We start from the raw sequence: 17383 nt of genomic DNA, 5'->3' as shown, positions 1-17383 counted from the left end.
AACATTGCGCGGGCGTTCCTTGCCTTCAAGCTGCACGAAGCGGCCACCACGGGCCAAGAAGCTGCCCCCATGCGCCGCGATGGCGGGGCCAGCGAGCTTGGCGTATTTACCGTAGGCGTCCTCGTCAGTAACCGTGACATGTGCAATCCACAAAGCGGGCATCGTTTATCCTTTCAGAACATTTTCGGCTGCGGCAATCGCGGCCTCGGCGTTTGCGACATCTTTGGCACCGCCCTGGGCCATTTCAGGACGGCCACCGCCACCCTTGCCGCCCAGTTCGGCAACGACGGTCTTGACGATATCAACCGCCGAGATCGTGGCGGCCAGATCGGCGGTCACACCCGCCGCGACCGCGGCTTTGCCGTCGGCATCAGCGATCAGCAGCACCGCGCCGGACCCGAGCTTGGCCTTATGTTCGTCGATCAGCGCGGGAAGATCCTTGCCGGTCACACCGTTGACCACCTGCGCGATGAACTTGATCCCGTTCACCTCGCGCGGGGCCGCGGCACTGGCATCGCCACCGCCCGACATGGCCAGCTCGCGGCGCAGCTGAGCGACCTCGTTGGCCAAAGCGCGGCGTTCGTCCAGCAAGGCACGGACGCGATCGGGCACATCCGCGGTCGAGGTCTTGAGCTCTGCCGCGACGCGGGTCAGCGCGGTTTCCTGTGTGCGCAGCCACTTCAGGGCTTCGGTGCCGGTCAGCGCCTCGATCCGGCGGATGCCCGAGCTGCTGGAGCTATCGCCCAATAGCACAAAGGCCCCGATGTCGCCGGTCTGGCGGACGTGGGTACCACCGCAGAGTTCCAGCGAATAGGTCTGCTTGTCCGCGCCCTTGCCCGAACCGGCCTCGCGGCCCATAGAAACAACCCGAACCTCATCGCCATACTTCTCGCCAAAGAGCGCCTGCGCCCCCATCTCGCGCGCGTCATCCGGGGTCATGATCCGGGTTTCCACGGCGGTGTTCTGGCGGATGTAGCTGTTCACCTCCTCCTCGACCGCGGCCAGTTGGTCGGCCGTCATCGGGTGGTTATGGCTATAATCAAAACGCAAACGATCCGCCGCATTCAAAGAGCCACGCTGCATCACGTGATCTCCCAAGGTCTTGCGCAGCGCCTCGTTCAGCAGGTGTGTGGCGGAGTGGTTCGCACGGATCGAGGTCCGGCGCGCGTGGTCCACATCCAAGACCGCGGCCTGAGAGGTCTTGACTGTGCCCTCTGTCACCTCGCCGATATGGATGAAGACGCCCGCGGTTTTGCGCGTGTCGGTCACCGTGACCACGCCGCTGTCGGTCTTGATCGTGCCGGTGTCCCCGACCTGACCGCCGCTTTCGGCATAAAACGGTGTCTGGTTCAGCGCGATCTGAACGGCGTCGCCCTGTTTCACCTCGGCCACCTGCGCACCGTCCTGGATCAGCGCAACGATCTGCCCCTCGGCGGTTTCGGTGTCATAGCCCAGAAAATCGGTGGTGCCGGACTTTTCGGCCACATCGAACCAAATGGTCGCATCCGCCGCTTCGCCCGAACCGGACCATGCGGCACGCGCCTTGGCCTTTTGCGCATCCATCGCGGCGTTGAAGCCTTCAAGATCAACCTTGCGGTCCTGTTCGCGCAGGGCATCTTGGGTCAGATCGACCGGGAAGCCGTAGGTGTCATAGAGTTTGAACGCGGCCTCGCCCGGCAGATCGGCACCGGCTGGCAGGCCCTTGAGTTCGTCATCCAGCAGCTTCAGACCGCGGTCCAACGTTTGTTTGAAGCGCGTTTCTTCCAGCAGAAGTGTCTCTGTAATCAGTGACTGCGCCTGCCCCAGCTCGGGGTAAGCCCCGCCCATCTGACGCACCAGTTCGGGCACAAGGCGGTGCATCAACGGGTCTTTCAGCCCCAGCAAATGCGCGTGACGCATGGCCCGGCGCATGATCCGCCGCAGCACATAGCCCCGCCCGTCGTTCGACGGCATCACCCCGTCCGCGATCAGAAAGGAGGTCGACCGCAGGTGGTCGGCGATCACGCGGTGGTGCGTCTTGCCCGGACCATCCGGATCGGTGCTGGAGGCATGGGCGCTCGCCTCGATCAGGTTGCGCATCAGGTCGGTGGCATAGTTGTCGTTCGTGCCCTGCAGCAGCGCCGCGACCCGCTCAATCCCCATGCCAGTGTCGATCGATTGGTTCGGCAGTGCGGTGCGGCTGCCGTCCTCGAACTGTTCATATTGCATAAAAACGAGGTTCCAGATTTCAACAAACCGGTCGCCGTCTTCCTCTGGCGATCCGGGAGGGCCGCCCCAGATGTGATCCCCGTGGTCGTAAAAAATCTCGGAGCATGGGCCGCAAGGGCCGGTCGGCCCCATCATCCAGAAGTTGTCATCTGTCGCGATGCGAATGATCCGGTCGTCCGGCAGCCCGGCGACTTTCTTCCAGATCTCCGCAGCCTCGTCGTCGGTATGGTAAACGGTCACGTAAAGACGGTTGGGATCAATGCCCAGTTCTTTGGTAATCAGCTCCCATGAAAAGGCGATGGCCTCGGCTTTGAAATAGTCGCCAAAGCTGAAGTTCCCAAGCATTTCAAAGAAGGTATGGTGGCGCGCTGTATAGCCCACATTGTCGAGGTCATTATGTTTGCCCCCGGCGCGCACGCATTTCTGCGCTGTTGTCGCACGCGAATAATCGCGGGTTTCGACGCCGGTAAACAGGTTCTTGAACTGCACCATGCCGGAGTTCGCGAACATCAGCGTGGGGTCGTTTCGCGGCACCAGCGGGCTGGACGGCTGGATCGAGTGACCCTGCTTTTCAAAATAACCAAGGAAGGTTGATCGGATATCGTTGAGCGTCTTCATATGCGGGGCCTTTCGAGGGGCAAAAACAATTACCTTCGAATACCCTCGCGACAGAGCACTGTCCACAGGCAGCCCCCATGAAAAAAGGCGCGCCCTGGGGGCACGCCTTTTCTAACCACTTGCGGTGAAAGCCTTTACGCTTCGAGGATATCCGCGTCGTCGCTGTCGGAGCCGTCGAAGTCCAGCCCATGGGCCGCGCGGATCTTGTCTTCGATCTCATTTGCCATGGCGGTGTTTTCTTTCAGGAAGGTCTTGGCGTTTTCACGCCCCTGCCCGATCCGTTCATCGCCATAGCTGAACCACGATCCCGATTTATCAACCACGCCAGCCTTGACCCCAAGATCCAGCAGCTCGCCCATCTTGGAGATCCCTTCCCCATACATGATGTCGAATTCGACCTGCTTGAATGGTGCGGCCACCTTGTTCTTAACGATCTTGACCCGTGTGGCGTTGCCGACCACCTCGTCACGATCCTTGAGCGCGCCAATGCGGCGGATGTCCAGACGCACGGAAGAATAGAATTTCAACGCGTTCCCGCCGGTCGTCGTTTCGGGCGACCCGAACATGACGCCGATTTTCATCCGGATCTGGTTGATGAAAATCACCATGCAGTTCGACCGCGAGATCGAGCCTGTCAGTTTCCGCATGGCCTGGCTCATCAGACGGGCCTGCACCCCGACAGAGCTGTCGCCCATATCGCCTTCCAACTCGGATTTGGGCGTCAAGGCCGCAACGGAGTCGACCACCACCATATTCACCGCACCGGAGCGGACCAACGTATCCGTAATTTCAAGCGCTTGTTCGCCGGTGTCAGGCTGGGAAATCAGCAGCTCGTCGATATCAACGCCCAATTTGCGCGCGTATTGCGGATCAAGCGCGTGTTCCGCGTCAACAAAGGCACAAACGCCGCCGTTTTTCTGCTGCTCCGCAACACAATGCAGGGTCAATGTGGTCTTACCCGAGGATTCCGGGCCATAAATCTCGATGATCCGCCCCATGGGCAGACCGCCGATACCAAGTGCGATATCCAGCCCTAACGAACCGGTCGAGCTCGCCTTGATGTCCTGAATGGCCCCTTCGGCCCCCAGCTTCATGATCGACCCTTTGCCGAACTGGCGTTCAATCTGTGCCAGCGCGCTGTCCAGGGCCTTTTGCTTTTCAGCTTGTTTCTTGTTGTCCATAGTCAAAAGATCTGCCGTTGCCATGATAGGTTATCCTCTTACTGTCACAGTGGTCTGCAAGCCGCAATCATCATGCCCCGACCATCTTGATGTTCTTTCTATGTTCCATATGAGATCAAAATGAGAACATTACAATGTATTTGTTTGCCCTTTCATCTATTTATTGAACTGATTAACATTCGGTTGATACGCGAAAATTACTATTCGACTGACGAAAGGTTTTCTTTCAAGTGCTTGTTTTCTTTAAGGAACGCCTTGCGTTTTTGTCGGTTCCAAAAACCGGAACGACAGCCTATGAAACCGCTTTGGCCCCCCGGGCGGATATGGTCATTTCCGAACCGCCCATGCTGAAACATGCGCCGGTCTATCGCTACAACCGGTTCATTCGCCCGATGTTTCTGAAAGTCTGTGATACAGAGCTTGAATTGATGGCCGTCATGCGCGAGCCGATCAGTTGGCTGGGCAGTTGGTATCGCTATCGCCAGCGGCCCTTTATGCAGGGCAAGCCCAATGCCACCTTTGACGTGAGTTTTGACGAATTCATCCTTGCCTATATGAAGGGGAAGAAACCAGGATTTGCCGACGTGGGCAGCCAGCTGAACTTTATGGCGGCGCAACCGAACGGAACGGGCATAACCCATTATTTTCGATACGAGAATCAGGATCGGTTAAAAGGTTTTCTTGAACAAAGGCTCGATGTGACGCTTGATCTGAAACAAGAAAACGTGTCCCCCCAAATGGACCTGCATCTTTCCCCGGAGATAGAGCAACGTTTCAAACGCAAATTCGCAGATGAATTCGCGCTCTACGACTCGATCAAGTAGCGACCAGCCAGACTATCGGATCTGACTGTTCACAGTATTCGTCAGCTCCGTCAGCGAAAACGGTTTAGGCAGGAAAACAGAATTGGGAATCGCCATCTGGGCATCGCCGAAACTATCCTCGGCATAGCCAGAGACAAAGACCACAGGCACCCCCGGGCGTGCTTTCAGCGCTTCGCGTACCCAAGTGGGGCCATCCATTCCCGGCATGATCACATCGGTCACAAAGACATCAATATTAAGCGCTTGGTCCTCAAGGGTTTTTAGTGCCATCTCGGCCGAGTCGGCTTCTAGAACAGTATAGCCGCGCATGCGCAGCGCGCGGCTGGCAAATGCGCGCACCGGTGCTTCGTCTTCGACCAGCAAGACGGTCCCGTCCTCTCTTTTCGATCCGGTCGGGGAAGCGGTTAGTTTCATCGGCGCTGATGCCTCCGCGCCCTTACTATGGCACGGGAAATACAAGGTGAATGTGGTGCCTTCCCCGATCGTGCTATCGACGAAAATATAGCCCCCCGACTGTTTGACAATACCGTAGGCGGTGGACAGCCCCAGCCCCGTGCCCTCGCCGGTCCGTTTGGTGGTGTAGAAGGGTTCAAACACTTTTTGCAAACGGTCCTGCGGAATACCTTCGCCCTCGTCAGTGACCTCAACCGTTACGTATTTCCCGACGGGTACGGTCACCCGATCACGTGTAAGCGGTTCAGCCAGCTGGGTATTTTCTGTCGTGACTTTGATTTCCCCGCCCATGGGCATAGCATCGCGCGCGTTCACGATCAGGTTCATCAGCACCTGTTCCAACTGCCGTTTATCTGCACGGATGGGTTGCAGGATTGGGTCATGGCTGAGGGTCAGGGTCACCGTTTCACCAACCAGACGATTAAGCAAATGGGTCAGGTCGGCAAGCGTGTCACGCATATTGACCGTCTCGGGGCGGAGCGTCTGCTTGCGTGAAAAGGCGAGCAACTGCCCCACCAAAGCCGCAGCGCGGTTGGCATTCTGGTCGATCTGTACCAGATCGCTGTAATCACGATCGCCCGGGTCATGGCGCAGAAGGAGCAGGTCACAGTGGCCGGAAATAGCGGTGAGCAGATTGTTAAAATCATGGGCAACGCCCCCAGCAAGCTGCCCGATAGCCTGCATTTTTTGACTTTGGGTAAACTGCGCCTCCAACGATTTAAGCTCGGTCGCGTCATGTAGCACGGCGATAAGCGTGGGCGTGCCGCCTTCGGAAATCAGGCTTAACCTTATCTGAACAAACACTTCCCGATCGCTGCGTTTGAGCCTGAGGAACTCGGGCTTTTGCAGCAATCTCCCTTCCAGCGTATCTTGCAACCAGTCCGAGATTGATCGCCCCAACCCCTCCATCACGTCGGCAAGCGACACGCCTTCCGTCAATTCCGCGCCCACCAACTGCTCTGCCGGCGCGTTGAAGGACAAAACCTCGCCACTTGGGGCGACTTTGATGAGCGGGATCGGCAGGTTTTGAAGCGCGGACCACCCTGCGTCCTGAAATCGGTCGTTTGCATGTGGCAGAAAATACAGTGCGCGGCGGTTGGCCGAGGCTCCGATCTCGGCGACGGTCATGCATATGGGGCCTTTGGCAGTCTGCACGGTAACCATTTCCCCCGAAGCGATGGGGATATCGCCGATGATCTGGTTTAGCGCCGTCACGCGTCTGCCAACTAGACTACGGGCCGCGGCGTTCATAAACAAAATGACGTTCGAGTTGCTGGCCATGACCATTGGCAACCCGTGGTCGCTCGTGCCAGCGCCGTTTTCCGCCGCGTCCCACAAGGTTTCGAGCCGCCAAAATAGATCTTCCCCCACGCGGTGCGCGGACAGGCGCATGGTGCCGTCACGGGTGTTGATGTCTTCTTTCGCAGCGCCCCCTTCCGTCGCCTTGGCCGCGAGCCGAGACGACAGAGCCTCTGGGTCCGCGAAAAGCGGCGCGAGCAGGTCGGCGATGGTGGGCTGTGCCGGACGCAGAAAGGTGGTTAACGCGACGTTGTTCTGCGCAACGATATCGCCTTCCTTGGTGGTAAGTACACAGGGGTTCGGATCATCAGCCATCGTGGTTTTTGCCGCCGCACGCTGCGCGCGTTGCACGCGCTGGCGGCGCAGCGCGACCACAAAGTTAACCAAGACAGCAAGGCCGACAGTGGCGCTGGCGGCCTGTAGAACGATGGCCAAAGAGCGCGCTGGAGCGATTGAACCAAGGATGGCGGCGAAGATAACAAAGGCTGATAGAACCAGCCAACGCTTACCAAAGACGATCTGACGAGCCGCACTTTCTTGAGCCAACACTTTCCCCCTAAATCATGAAACCGAGTTCATTTAGACTTAGGAGGGTTAATGTGCTGTTAATTTCGTATCAGGTCAAAGGAAATAACATCTTCAAGTTGTTTCAAAGATCCTTCAACGACGCTTAAAATGTGCCGTGAAAAATCCGTCACCCTGCGCATCTACATGGAAACGCTTGGTAAATACCTGCGTCCAGTCCGGGTTCCGCACCAGAAACGCCGCGGCCCGATCTTCGTTTTCAGTTTGCAGAACCGAGCATGTCGCATAGGCCAGCGTCCCGTTTTTGGCGGTCAGCGTGGCGGCGTGATCCAGGATTTTATCCTGAATTTGTGTCAATTCTTCCAGACGACCGGCTGTAAACGTCCACTTACCTTCGGGCGACCGGCGCCACGACCCGCTCCCTGAACAGGGAGCATCACATAGAACGACGTCAAAGGGGCCGGCCCCGTCCAGTTCATCGGTCGTCACCTGTCTGACGGTTGCACCAGCGCGGTCCGCGCGCGCGGGCAGATCCACCATCCGGCGCGGATCGATGTCGTGGGCAAAGACCGTAGCATCGCGCCGCGCAGCCATCGCCAGCGCCTTGCCACCGCCACCTGCGCAATAATCAAGCATCCGCTCAGCTTCGGGAAGCGCTGCCACAACCGCTTGGCTGGCCGCATCCTGAAGTTCAATATCACCGTGTAAGTAGCTGTCAGAGTTGCGAAGTTTCCGCTCCCCTTCAGTCACCGTCAGGGCGGTGGTGCAAAGGTCATTCGTGCGTGTTTCGATGCCGGCTTCGGCCAGTGCCTCTGCCACATCCGCGACCGTTGCCTGCGCCGTATTCACCCGGACAGAGATCGGTGCCCGCGATTGCAGAGCCTGCGCGACAGCTTCGGCGTCTGCCCCAAGCGACGCCTGAAACAGCGGTATGATCCAGTCCGGCAGGTTCCACAGGGTCGCCATATCACTTGGCGCGTCGGGGGGCGTGGCCTCTGCGTCCGACAACGGCAGTGGCGCGTGACCTTGCCCGTTGAACAGCGGCGCAAGGTCGATGCCCTGCGCCCGCAAGACGCCAATCATCAGCGCCCGCCCCGTGTCACCACCGCCAAGGTGCGCGGCCAGCCGCCGCTGCCGCAAGACATCGAATACATGATCGCGCACCGCGGCACGGTCCTTGGACCCTGCATAGCGGCTGCCACGGGCCCAACGGGTCAAGGCTTGCTCCGCCGGGACACCGTCCGCCATTGTGTTCAAGATCTCGATGGCGGCAGAGATGCGCGCGCCGGGGGTCATGCTTGGGTCACGTAGATTACGCCTTTGATTTAAGGGAGTTACCCGATGCGGTAGTTCGGACTTTCGCGGGTGATTTGAACGTCATGCACGTGGCTTTCAGACAGACCCGCGTTGGTGATCTTGACGAAAGTGCAGTTCTTGCGCATCTCTTCGACCGTGGCGCAGCCGGTATAGCCCATGGCCGCACGAAGCCCGCCGACCAATTGGTGCACAACGGCATTGGCAGAGCCTTTATACGGCACCTGACCTTCGATCCCCTCTGGCACCAGCTTGTCCGATGCGGCGTCTTTCTGGAAATACCGGTCGGCAGAGCCGCGCGCCATGGCGCCAAGGCTGCCCATGCCACGGTAGCTTTTGAAGCTACGGCCCTGGTACAGGATCACCTCGCCGGGGGATTCATCGGTGCCCGCAATCATGCTGCCGACCATCGCGCAGGACGCGCCTGCCGCAATCGCCTTGGCGAAATCGCCCGAGAACTTGATCCCGCCATCAGCGATGATAGGCACATCGCCCGCAGCTTTGGCGCAATCCATGATCGCCGTCAGCTGCGGTACGCCGACGCCAGCCACCATGCGGGTGGTGCAGATCGACCCGGGCCCGATGCCGACCTTAACGGCATCCGCCCCCGCATCGATCAACGCGCGGGTCGCGTCCCCTGTCGCGACGTTGCCGGCCACAATCTGCACGTCGCTCGACAGGTCGCGGGCACGGCGCACCGCCTCTGCCACGCCGGCGGAATGGCCATGCGCAGTATCGATTACGATCATATCAACGCCCGCCTCGACCAATGCCTGCGAACGCTCATAGCCCGCGTCGCCAACGGTCGTCGCCGCAGCAACCCGCAGACGGCCAAGGTTGTCTTTGCAAGCGGTGGGGTTCAGCACGGCCTGTTCGGTGTCTTTCAACGTCAGCAGACCCGTCAGCTTTCCCGTGGCGTCGGTGACCAACAGCTTCTCGATCCGGCGCGCCTTCATCAGGCTGATCGCCTCGTCGCGGTCGGCGGGCTCTTGCAGCAGCGCCAGATTGTCGGAGGACATCATCAGGCGCACCGGCGTGGCATCATCAGAAGCAAAGCGCATATCGCGGTTCGTCACAATGCCCACAACGCGGCCTGCTTCATCAACAACGGGGAAGCCCGTGACACGGTAGCGTTCCTGTAGCGCCTTGGCATCGGCCAGCGTCTGGTCGGGGCGCAGAGTGATCGGGTTGTAGACGATGCCGGATTCAAACCGTTTGACGCGGCGCACTTCCTTGGACTGTTCGTCGATCGTGAGGTTGCGGTGAATGACCCCCATGCCCCCCGCCTGCGCCATGGCAATCGCCATGCGGCTTTCGGTGACCGTATCCATCGCAGAGCTGAGCAGCGGAATGTTCAGCGCGATCGATTTGGTAACGCGGGTCCGCGTGTCGGCCGTAGACGGCAACACGTTGGATGCCGCAGGCACCAGTAGTACATCATCAAAGGTCAGAGCCTCACGAATCTCCATTTTGCACCTCGGCTTGCATGGGTTCATTTGGCGGTTTCATATTTCATGGATGGGTTTGATTGGAAAGACCCATTTGCACGCTAACTGCATTGCTGGGCGCGCATACGTGATCCTCGCAGCCGCTGTAGTGGGGGTACAGGGGCACAGACAGGCGCAGATGGCAGGAATTATGCCGCATCGCGGCTTTCACCTGCCGCCTGCTACGCTATGGTGCGCCAAAGTGTTGAGGATAAAGATAGATGAGCAACGATCCCCTTGTGGTATTCACGCCTTCGGGCAAACGCGGTCACTTTGCCAAGGGCACGCCGGTGCTCACGGCGGCGCGGCAGTTGGGCGTCGATCTGGATTCCGTCTGCGGCGGGCGTGGCATCTGTTCGAAATGTCAGGTCTCGCCCGGATATGGGCAGTTCTCTAAGCACGGGGTCACCGTGGCACCGGATGCGCTGTCCGAATGGAACAGCGTCGAACAACGCTACAAGGACAAGCGCGGTCTGATTGATGGCCGCCGTCTGGGCTGTCAGGCGCAGATTATGGGCGACGTGGTGATCGATGTGCCCGCCGAAAGCCAGGTGCACAAACAGGTGGTCCGCAAACGGGCCGAGGCGCGCGATATCGTTCTCAACCCGTCGACCAAGCTCTTTTTCGTCGAGGTGCAGGAACCCGACATGCACGACCCCTCGGGCGATCTGGAGAGGCTCTGCGACGCCCTGCGCGATCAGTGGCAGCTTGAAAATGTCACCGCCGATCTGCAAATCCTGCAAACGCTGCAACCTGCCCTGCGCAAGGGCGCATGGAAAGTCACCGTCGCCGTGCATTTGGGCGATGATGAGAACCCGGCCCGCATCATGCATCTTTGGCCCGGCTTCTACGAAGGGTCGCTTTACGGGCTGGCGGTCGATCTGGGCTCCACCACCATCGCGGCGCATCTGTGCGACCTGCAAACCGGAGAGGTCGTGGCCTCATCGGGCGTGATGAACCCGCAGATCCGCTTTGGCGAAGACCTGATGAGCCGCGTCAGCTATTCGATGATGAACGAAGGCGGCGCGGCAGAGATGACCCGCGCAGTCCGTACCGGTATGAACACATTGTTCGATGAAATCAGCACCGAGGGTGGCATAGACAAGGGCATGATCGTGGATGCGGTGTTTGTCTGCAATCCGGTCATGCACCACCTGTTTCTGGGCATCGACCCGTTCGAGCTGGGGCAAGCGCCCTTTGCGCTGGCCACGTCAAACGCGCTGCGCCTGCGCGCCATGGACCTGGACCTGAACATCCACCCCTCTGCCCGCGTCTATCTGCTGCCCTGCATTGCGGGCCATGTGGGCGCGGATGCCGCCGCTGTCGCCCTGTCGGAAGCCCCAGATAAATCCGACGATCTGGTGCTGGTGGTCGATGTGGGCACCAACGCCGAAATCCTGCTGGGCAACCGCGATAAAGTGCTCGCCTGTTCGTCCCCCACCGGTCCCGCCTTCGAGGGCGCGCAGATCAGCAGCGGCCAACGCGCCGCCCCCGGCGCGATCGAACGGGTAGAGATTGACCCGATTACCAAGATCGCCCGGTTCAAGGTGATCGGCAGCGACCTGTGGTCCGACGACCCCGCTTTCCTATCTCAGATCGGTGCCAGCGGCGTGACCGGCATCTGCGGCTCGGGCATCATTGAAATGGTCGCTGAAATGCGCATCCACGGGATCGTCGACGCCCCCGGCCTGATCGGCACGGCTGAACAAACCGGATCGGCCAATGTCTTTGCCGACGGGCGTACCAATTCCTATCTGGTCTATGATGGCACCGCCGATGGTGGCCCGCGCATCACCGTGACCAACCGCGACATCCGAGAAATCCAGATGGCCAAGGCAGCACTCTATTCCGGCGCGCGGTTGCTGATGGATAAATTCGGCGTCGATCACGTGGACCGCGTTGTGCTGGCCGGTGCCTTTGGCGCCCATATCAGCCCCAAGCACGCGATGATCCTCGGCATGATCCCCGACGCCCCGCTCGACAAGGTGACATCCGCCGGGAACGCCGCAGGCACCGGCGCGCGCATTGCCCTGCTCAACACCTCCAGCCGCGCCGAGATCGAAGAGACCGTCCGCAACATCCACAAGATCGAGACCGCCATCGAACCCCGCTTCCAAGAGCATTTCGTCAACGCCTCTGCCATCCCCAACGCGGTAGAGCCCTTCCCGATCCTCAACAGCATCGTCACCCTCCCGATCGAGACCTTCAACACCGGCGGCGACAGCTCCGGCGGCAACCGCCGCCGCCGCCGCCGCTAAGGTCTGCCCGCAACCATCGGCAAAGGGCGCGTCAGGCAAAAACCCCGCTTGACGCACCCGCCACATCGGATTAAGTCACCTCACGGCGCGCGGGTATGGTGAAAAGGTATCACGGCAGCTTCCCAAGCTTTAGTTACGAGTTCGATTCTCGTTACCCGCTCCAAGTCTTCACAGCATCTTAAGCCATATAAATAAGGCTTTAATAAGCATTTTATTGGCGTTGTTCTTCCGTTATCCAAATACGTAAGGTTGGGCAAAATCGGGAACGTTTGGGAAGGTTTTGCAGCACGAGTCCCAGACTTTCACCCAGACCAAATTCTAGCAGTAAAAAGCATTTAAGCAGTGCTCTACGTCATCAATTTCTCCGATAATGACGGAGACTTCTTTGTTGGCAAACTACAGAAAGATGCAGTTCCAGCTGATGTTGATGCAGTTGTTCTTTGGGTAAATGTCCTATGACGTAGCGCCATGCAAACAGCGAAAATTTTAGTTGATTTGTCCGAAATTTTGTAGCGTGATAACCTCTGAGCGAACTTTAAGCCGTGTGATGACCTTAAAAGATAGCATTATCTTGGACTGAAGGTGCGAGACCCACACCATTGCTTAGGATTGATAAAATGGAATTTTGCCCAATACCCTTTAATGACGAAGATCGAGCATTAGCGGTTCGTAACTTACCGAGCCTTTCCAATTCTGATTATCCTGCCATTGACGCCATTTGCGAAGCCACACGACTACTATTCAATTGTCCAACCGCATTAGTCAGTGCGATTTATGAGGACTCGCAGATCCTTCCCTCTGCTGTCGGAATCGAAAAGGGAGAAGTTCCGCGTAGAATATCTCTTTGCAGCTTCACAATAATGTCGGATGAACCCATGATTGTTTCCGACCTTAGCTTGGACCCTAAATTTTCCAACCACCCCATGGTCGTTGAAGGCGGTCCTGAGTACAGGTTTTATGTTGGAGTTCCACTAGTCTTATCATCAGGATTTCGCTTAGGAAGTCTTTGCGCACTTGATGTAAAGCCACATGACAAACCGTCAGTAAGACAGATCGCCTTGCTTGAAGAGTTGGGAAAAGCTGTGGTAGCCATATTTGAGCAGCACTCCGCCCCAGATCATCAAGATAGTGAAGACAAACGCGTTTCAAATTTCATCACACTCGTCGGACACGAGTTACGCACTCCACTTACTATAATTTTGGGGGCACTTGGACTTTTACAGATCAAAGCCGCGGATAAAGGCATACAACATCTCGCCTCATCAGCAAAGAAGGCCACCGACCATCTTGCCAGCCTCATCGAGACCATAATTGAATTCAGCGTTGTAGAAACAGGTGATCTTTCTCTAAATGAACAGCCCTCTCGGTTATCAATTTTAGCAAACCGAACGATAGAAATGGTTTCTGCCCTCTCCCAAACGGGAGGTAAATCTATCTCTCTAGATTGCCGTTTGGAAGACATAGATTTATTGATTGACCCTGATCAGATACAACTATGCTTAACGGCCCTTTTGTTGAATTCCGTGCTTCACGGCGGCCATGAGATACTAGTTTCCATATACCGAGACCATGACGGCGTTATTCGCATTGACGTGCGCGATGACGGAGAATTCGAGGCCACAGACGGCCTACAAAATTTGCACAAGCCATTTGTTGTGGGTGAGGAACTAGACCGTCGCAAAAGTTCTGGTGGGTTAGGTTTGGGTCTACCGTTAACTCGCAAGATCATTGAAATGCACAGCGGGAAATTCGAAGTATTCATAAATACTAGCTCAACTACAGCAAGTATTCGACTACCTTCGTGGCGTGAAGTTAAATCGCACACAACAAAACTCTAGACTTTCCTAGTCTGCATTCTACCGCGGCCGCACGCCGTGGATAAAAACGATCTCCGCCTTGTCTGCATACGCTTGGCGCGCATAATTGAGATGCTCCGTCGTCAGGATCGCAAGCTCGTTAGAGTGTAAGTCTCGGCACGGCGAGGGTTTAGCCCCATTTTATGGATACACCTATCACCTTCTTGACACCCTTCGGTGTCAGGAAGTATCGGATCGCCTCCTTTAATCGCGCCATTTTGGTCCGCCAAAAACTAGCGAAGAGCGGAGACGATCACCGCAGACCGCGAAGGCGGCACCGCTTACTGCGCGGGGCTTTCGCTCGTGCTGGTGCGGCTGGGTTTTTAGCTTAATCTCCTAGCCGCTCGGCAGAGGGTCGCAGCATAGCACCTGGGTAATATCCATGCCTAGAATACATGGGGATCACCGGTCGATCTGGATAAACGCGAATGATAGGATTGTGCGTGAGGAAACTTTTGAAACCTTCGCGCTTGGCAAGCCAGGATCTGACGAAGCGTCCGAGAGCGTCAATTCGGGCATGTTTTTGACCTTCCAGCACGGCGCGCGGATCATATTTCGGGCTCAAGGTGAAAGCCAGGTTCCGGCAACAAAGATTCCGGTTATGAACCGGATGCGGTTATTTTGCGTTTGGGGCTGGAATTGGGGGAGGCTAAATCGTGGATCTGTCCCGCACCCGAGCAAAACCCTTGCATAGAAAATCTCGCTTTGCTCTGCTTTCATTGATTTTTTTTATTTACATCGCCGATTTGTTTATGCATTTAATATCTTTACCGGATCTTCCTGGATCCTCCTGCTCACAGCAGACTAGCCCCTGATTGCCCCCCAGTAATCGGGGCTTTTCTTTGCCTACACCCTACTGCAGCCGCGCGCCGAGGATCTCGGTGATCGCCGCCTTGTCTGCATTCGCTTGGCGCGCAGAATTCAGATGCTCGGTCGCCAGGATCGCAAGCTCGCGGTACGTTGCCGGCCGGCGCGTCGAGATCGGTGTCGGCTCGAGCAGCTCGGCCGGGATCTCGTCGCGCAACTGCACATATTCAGTTTTCCCAAAGCAGCCCATCAAGAGCACGGGAAAGATCAGGATCAATCGGCGCATCGGCGCATCCCTCCAATTGCAAGTTTCGGATCCGCTCGATGCCGGCCGTCGCCTGGTCGCGCATCACGGCCGCCCCCTTGGCACGCGCAGCGGCAACATCAGCCGCAAGGCGTGCTTGCGCCCGCGCGGCTTCCAACGCGGTGATCGAGCGCGCATCGCGCGCGGCCTGCAGCTCGAGCGCGCCATTGCGTCGATCGAGGATCCAGGCATAGCCCCCGAGCACAAAAAGCGCGCCCAGGAGCGCCACCAGCCCCCAGCGGGCTACCATGCCCCCGCCGAGCATGTCAGCGCCGCCCCTCGAGCTTTTTTATGATCCGGTAGTTTGACGCGGCCACCGCGAACACGCCGGCCGCGAGCAGCACCAAAAGCCATAGGCTGCCCTCCGACCAAATTACATAGGCGGCCCCGCAACTGATCCCGAGCTTGACCAGGATCCACCCCCGGCCGAGCTTGTACATCAACACCGCGATAAAGCCGTTGCCCTCGACAGCGCCTTTAAGCTTCAGGGCGCGCTGCGTCGTGTACACATCGGCGAGCTGCGCCAGGACAAACAGCCCGAATATCAGGATCTCGATCGCGCTAAGCCCGCCCATCATGCGACCACCCCGAACATGCAAAGCGCGTAATCTTCGCCCCGGCGCAAAGTCAGCCCGCGCACCACCCGATTGCCGGCCCTATCCCACCAGGTGATTGCCTTGCATCCGCCGACGATATCCCCGCCATTCAACCGGCGCACCGCCGTTGACCCGCCAGCGCCCCCGACGCCGACATTGTAGGCAAGGCTTGTGTAAGCCGTATCTCGATGCACCGGCAGCCGGCCGGCCAGCGTCTCGCGCGTGAAATAGCGGTGCAACCGCGTGCGGTAGCTGATCAGCTCGCGCGCAAGCATGGCGTCGCATTGCGCCTTGGTATAGCGATCGCCCGGCTTGACCCCCTTTGTCTCGCCATAACAGACCGTCCAGACCCCGACGATATCGCGGTATGCGGCCAGTCGCAGCCCCTCCCATTTGCCAACATAGGGCACCGCCACCTCGAGAAAGGCCGCCGCCGATGCCAGACCCGACGCCACGGGCTGCGGATCCAGCCGCTCGGCCATCACCGGCACGATCGACGCCTGCCCCCAGATCAGCCCGCCCTCGCGAACTTGCGCCTGTTCGTCAGGCTCGATCGCCGTCGATGTCTGCTCGGGGAGATAGAGATCCTCGGCCACGGCCCCGCCCAAGGATAGCCCCAGCATTAGCGCGCCAAAGCCAAACGCCCCCAGGAACACAAGCCGCGCGATCGCCCCGCTGCGCTTTTGGTCGATGATCCGCCCGAACAGGCCAGCGATCAAAAACACCAGCGCCGCCCACCCGATCGGGTACGGATCCGCCTCAATGCGCCAGAGCCCCCAGAGCACATTAGGCAGGATCAGGCAGATCAGCCCGAGATAGATCGACCACATAGAATAGGAGCGCCCGAGCACCCCCCAGACATCCGGCACGAATTTCATTTGCGTTCTCCAATGCAAAAAAGACCGCAGAGGCGATCCATTGAGGTTTAAAAATTTGACAGTGACTAGCCGGCGATGCGGAACAGCGCCGAGGGCTGCGTATAGTTAAACTCAAGCCCACCAGGGCATGTGTAGGTCAGCTCGACGCGCAGCTCATACTCGCCGGCCGGCATATAAGGCAGCGTCGGATAGTTGAGATCGAGAAAATCCGTATGCGCTGGACCGCCCGCCCATTCGGCATCGGGCATATCAAACACAACGCCATCTTGATTGATCCCCGTGCGCTCGGATTGCACGGGGCAATCGTCGCGCTCTTTGTCGCGCCAGATCCGCAGCCGCAGCGGCTCGCCAGCCTTTACCGGGCTGTTGAGCGTCTCCACCCTCTTGAAATTCGAGATCGGTTGCGTCCGATCGAGGCGCTCGTATTTGACCGCCATAAACCCCAAGACGCCCGAGAGGATCAGGCAGACCAGGGCGAGCAAGTAGAACAATTTTTTCATTTGAAGATCACCGATCTGTAAGCCCAAAGAACCCCGAAAAGCGTCGTCACGATGCCGCCCAATGTGGTGATGCCCACCAAAAGCAGTTGCCGCTCTTTAGCGGCCTCGGCGGATTTCATATCGGTGATTTCCTGGTGAAGCGCGCGGCTTTCTTCGCGCCACTCGGCCGCAAGTTTCGTGTTGGCTTGGCGCAAGCTCGAGACGGAATGCTCGAGCTGACTAATACGATACGCATCAAGGCTTGATGCGGGCTTTTGCTCGCTCACTGCTCACCA

Annotated in this window: 15 protein-coding genes and 1 tRNA gene; 4 read left to right on the top strand and 12 right to left on the bottom strand. The window is 58.2% G+C overall.

The annotated features are described in order from the left end of the window. The 3 genes from EE36_RS17390 to recA form a co-directional block, all read right to left on the bottom strand. The coding region (locus tag EE36_RS17390) for a DUF1330 domain-containing protein (RefSeq protein ID WP_005853205.1) at positions 1-162 on the bottom strand (162 nt) is incomplete at its 3' end. Between the two features lie 3 nt (positions 163-165). Continuing rightward, complete coding sequence (gene alaS / locus EE36_RS13735) at positions 166-2826, bottom strand: alanine--tRNA ligase (protein ID WP_005853203.1); 2661 nt, start codon at positions 2824-2826, stop codon at positions 166-168. Between the two features lie 134 nt (positions 2827-2960). Then, positions 2961-4031, bottom strand: coding sequence for a recombinase RecA (gene recA / locus EE36_RS13730; protein ID WP_005853202.1), 1071 nt, complete (start codon positions 4029-4031; stop codon positions 2961-2963). A gap of 206 nt (positions 4032-4237) precedes the next feature. Between recA and EE36_RS13725 the strand changes: the two genes are divergently transcribed. Continuing rightward, entirely contained in the window at positions 4238-4831 is a 594-nt protein-coding gene (locus EE36_RS13725) for a hypothetical protein (protein WP_005853199.1), read from the top strand. 12 nt (positions 4832-4843) lie between these two features. Here EE36_RS13725 and EE36_RS13720 read toward each other — a convergent pair whose 3' ends face one another. From EE36_RS13720 to guaB, 3 genes are all read right to left on the bottom strand, one after another. Continuing rightward, complete coding sequence (locus EE36_RS13720; protein ID WP_005853197.1) at positions 4844-7129, bottom strand: ATP-binding protein; 2286 nt, start codon at positions 7127-7129, stop codon at positions 4844-4846. Positions 7130-7243: 114 nt separating this feature from the next. Then, on the bottom strand, positions 7244-8404 hold the full coding sequence (locus tag EE36_RS13715; protein WP_005853195.1) for an RsmB/NOP family class I SAM-dependent RNA methyltransferase: 1161 nt from the start codon (positions 8402-8404) through the stop codon (positions 7244-7246). Positions 8405-8442: 38 nt separating this feature from the next. Continuing rightward, positions 8443-9891: an IMP dehydrogenase gene (gene guaB / locus EE36_RS13710; RefSeq protein ID WP_005853192.1), complete on the bottom strand. Its 1449-nt coding sequence runs from the start codon at positions 9889-9891 to the stop codon at positions 8443-8445. A gap of 239 nt (positions 9892-10130) precedes the next feature. Between guaB and EE36_RS13705 the strand changes: the two genes are divergently transcribed. From EE36_RS13705 to EE36_RS17385, 3 genes are all read left to right on the top strand, one after another. Next, positions 10131-12167: an ASKHA domain-containing protein gene (locus EE36_RS13705; protein ID WP_005853191.1), complete on the top strand. Its 2037-nt coding sequence runs from the start codon at positions 10131-10133 to the stop codon at positions 12165-12167. 89 nt (positions 12168-12256) lie between these two features. Next, positions 12257-12330, top strand: a tRNA-Gly gene (locus tag EE36_RS13700). Positions 12331-12784: 454 nt separating this feature from the next. Beyond that, positions 12785-14005: a GAF domain-containing sensor histidine kinase gene (locus EE36_RS17385; protein WP_039911949.1), complete on the top strand. Its 1221-nt coding sequence runs from the start codon at positions 12785-12787 to the stop codon at positions 14003-14005. 871 nt (positions 14006-14876) lie between these two features. On the opposite strand, the gene EE36_RS13690 is transcribed toward EE36_RS17385, so the two are convergent. The 6 genes from EE36_RS13690 to EE36_RS13665 all read right to left on the bottom strand — a co-directional run bounded on the left by EE36_RS13690 (position 14877) and on the right by EE36_RS13665 (position 17374). After that, positions 14877-15116 carry a hypothetical protein gene (locus tag EE36_RS13690; RefSeq protein ID WP_254655592.1) on the bottom strand — a complete coding sequence of 80 codons (240 nt, stop codon included), beginning with the start codon at positions 15114-15116 and terminating at the stop codon, positions 14877-14879. Next, complete coding sequence (locus tag EE36_RS13685; protein WP_254655591.1) at positions 15058-15384, bottom strand: hypothetical protein; 327 nt, start codon at positions 15382-15384, stop codon at positions 15058-15060. The genes EE36_RS13690 and EE36_RS13685 overlap by 59 nt, the downstream gene beginning before the upstream one ends. Positions 15385-15400: 16 nt before the next feature. Beyond that, positions 15401-15712, bottom strand: coding sequence for a DUF5658 family protein (locus EE36_RS13680; protein WP_005853181.1), 312 nt, complete (start codon positions 15710-15712; stop codon positions 15401-15403). Then, complete coding sequence (locus tag EE36_RS13675) at positions 15709-16608, bottom strand: lysozyme (RefSeq protein ID WP_005853180.1); 900 nt, start codon at positions 16606-16608, stop codon at positions 15709-15711. The genes EE36_RS13680 and EE36_RS13675 overlap by 4 nt, the downstream gene beginning before the upstream one ends. A gap of 65 nt (positions 16609-16673) precedes the next feature. Then, the gene (locus EE36_RS13670; RefSeq protein WP_005853178.1) at positions 16674-17108 is read right to left on the bottom strand and encodes a hypothetical protein; all 435 of its coding nucleotides are present in this window, start codon (positions 17106-17108) and stop codon (positions 16674-16676) included. Continuing rightward, positions 17105-17374 (bottom strand): hypothetical protein, encoded by a 270-nt coding sequence (locus EE36_RS13665; RefSeq protein ID WP_005853176.1) that lies wholly within the window; start codon positions 17372-17374, stop codon positions 17105-17107. The genes EE36_RS13670 and EE36_RS13665 overlap by 4 nt, the downstream gene beginning before the upstream one ends. Positions 17375-17383: the final 9 nt, after the last annotated feature.

It is taken from the genome of Sulfitobacter sp. EE-36 (assembly GCF_000152605.1).
Lineage (GTDB): Bacteria > Pseudomonadota > Alphaproteobacteria > Rhodobacterales > Rhodobacteraceae > Sulfitobacter > Sulfitobacter pontiacus.
This window is presented reverse-complemented; position numbering and strand designations above follow the sequence as displayed.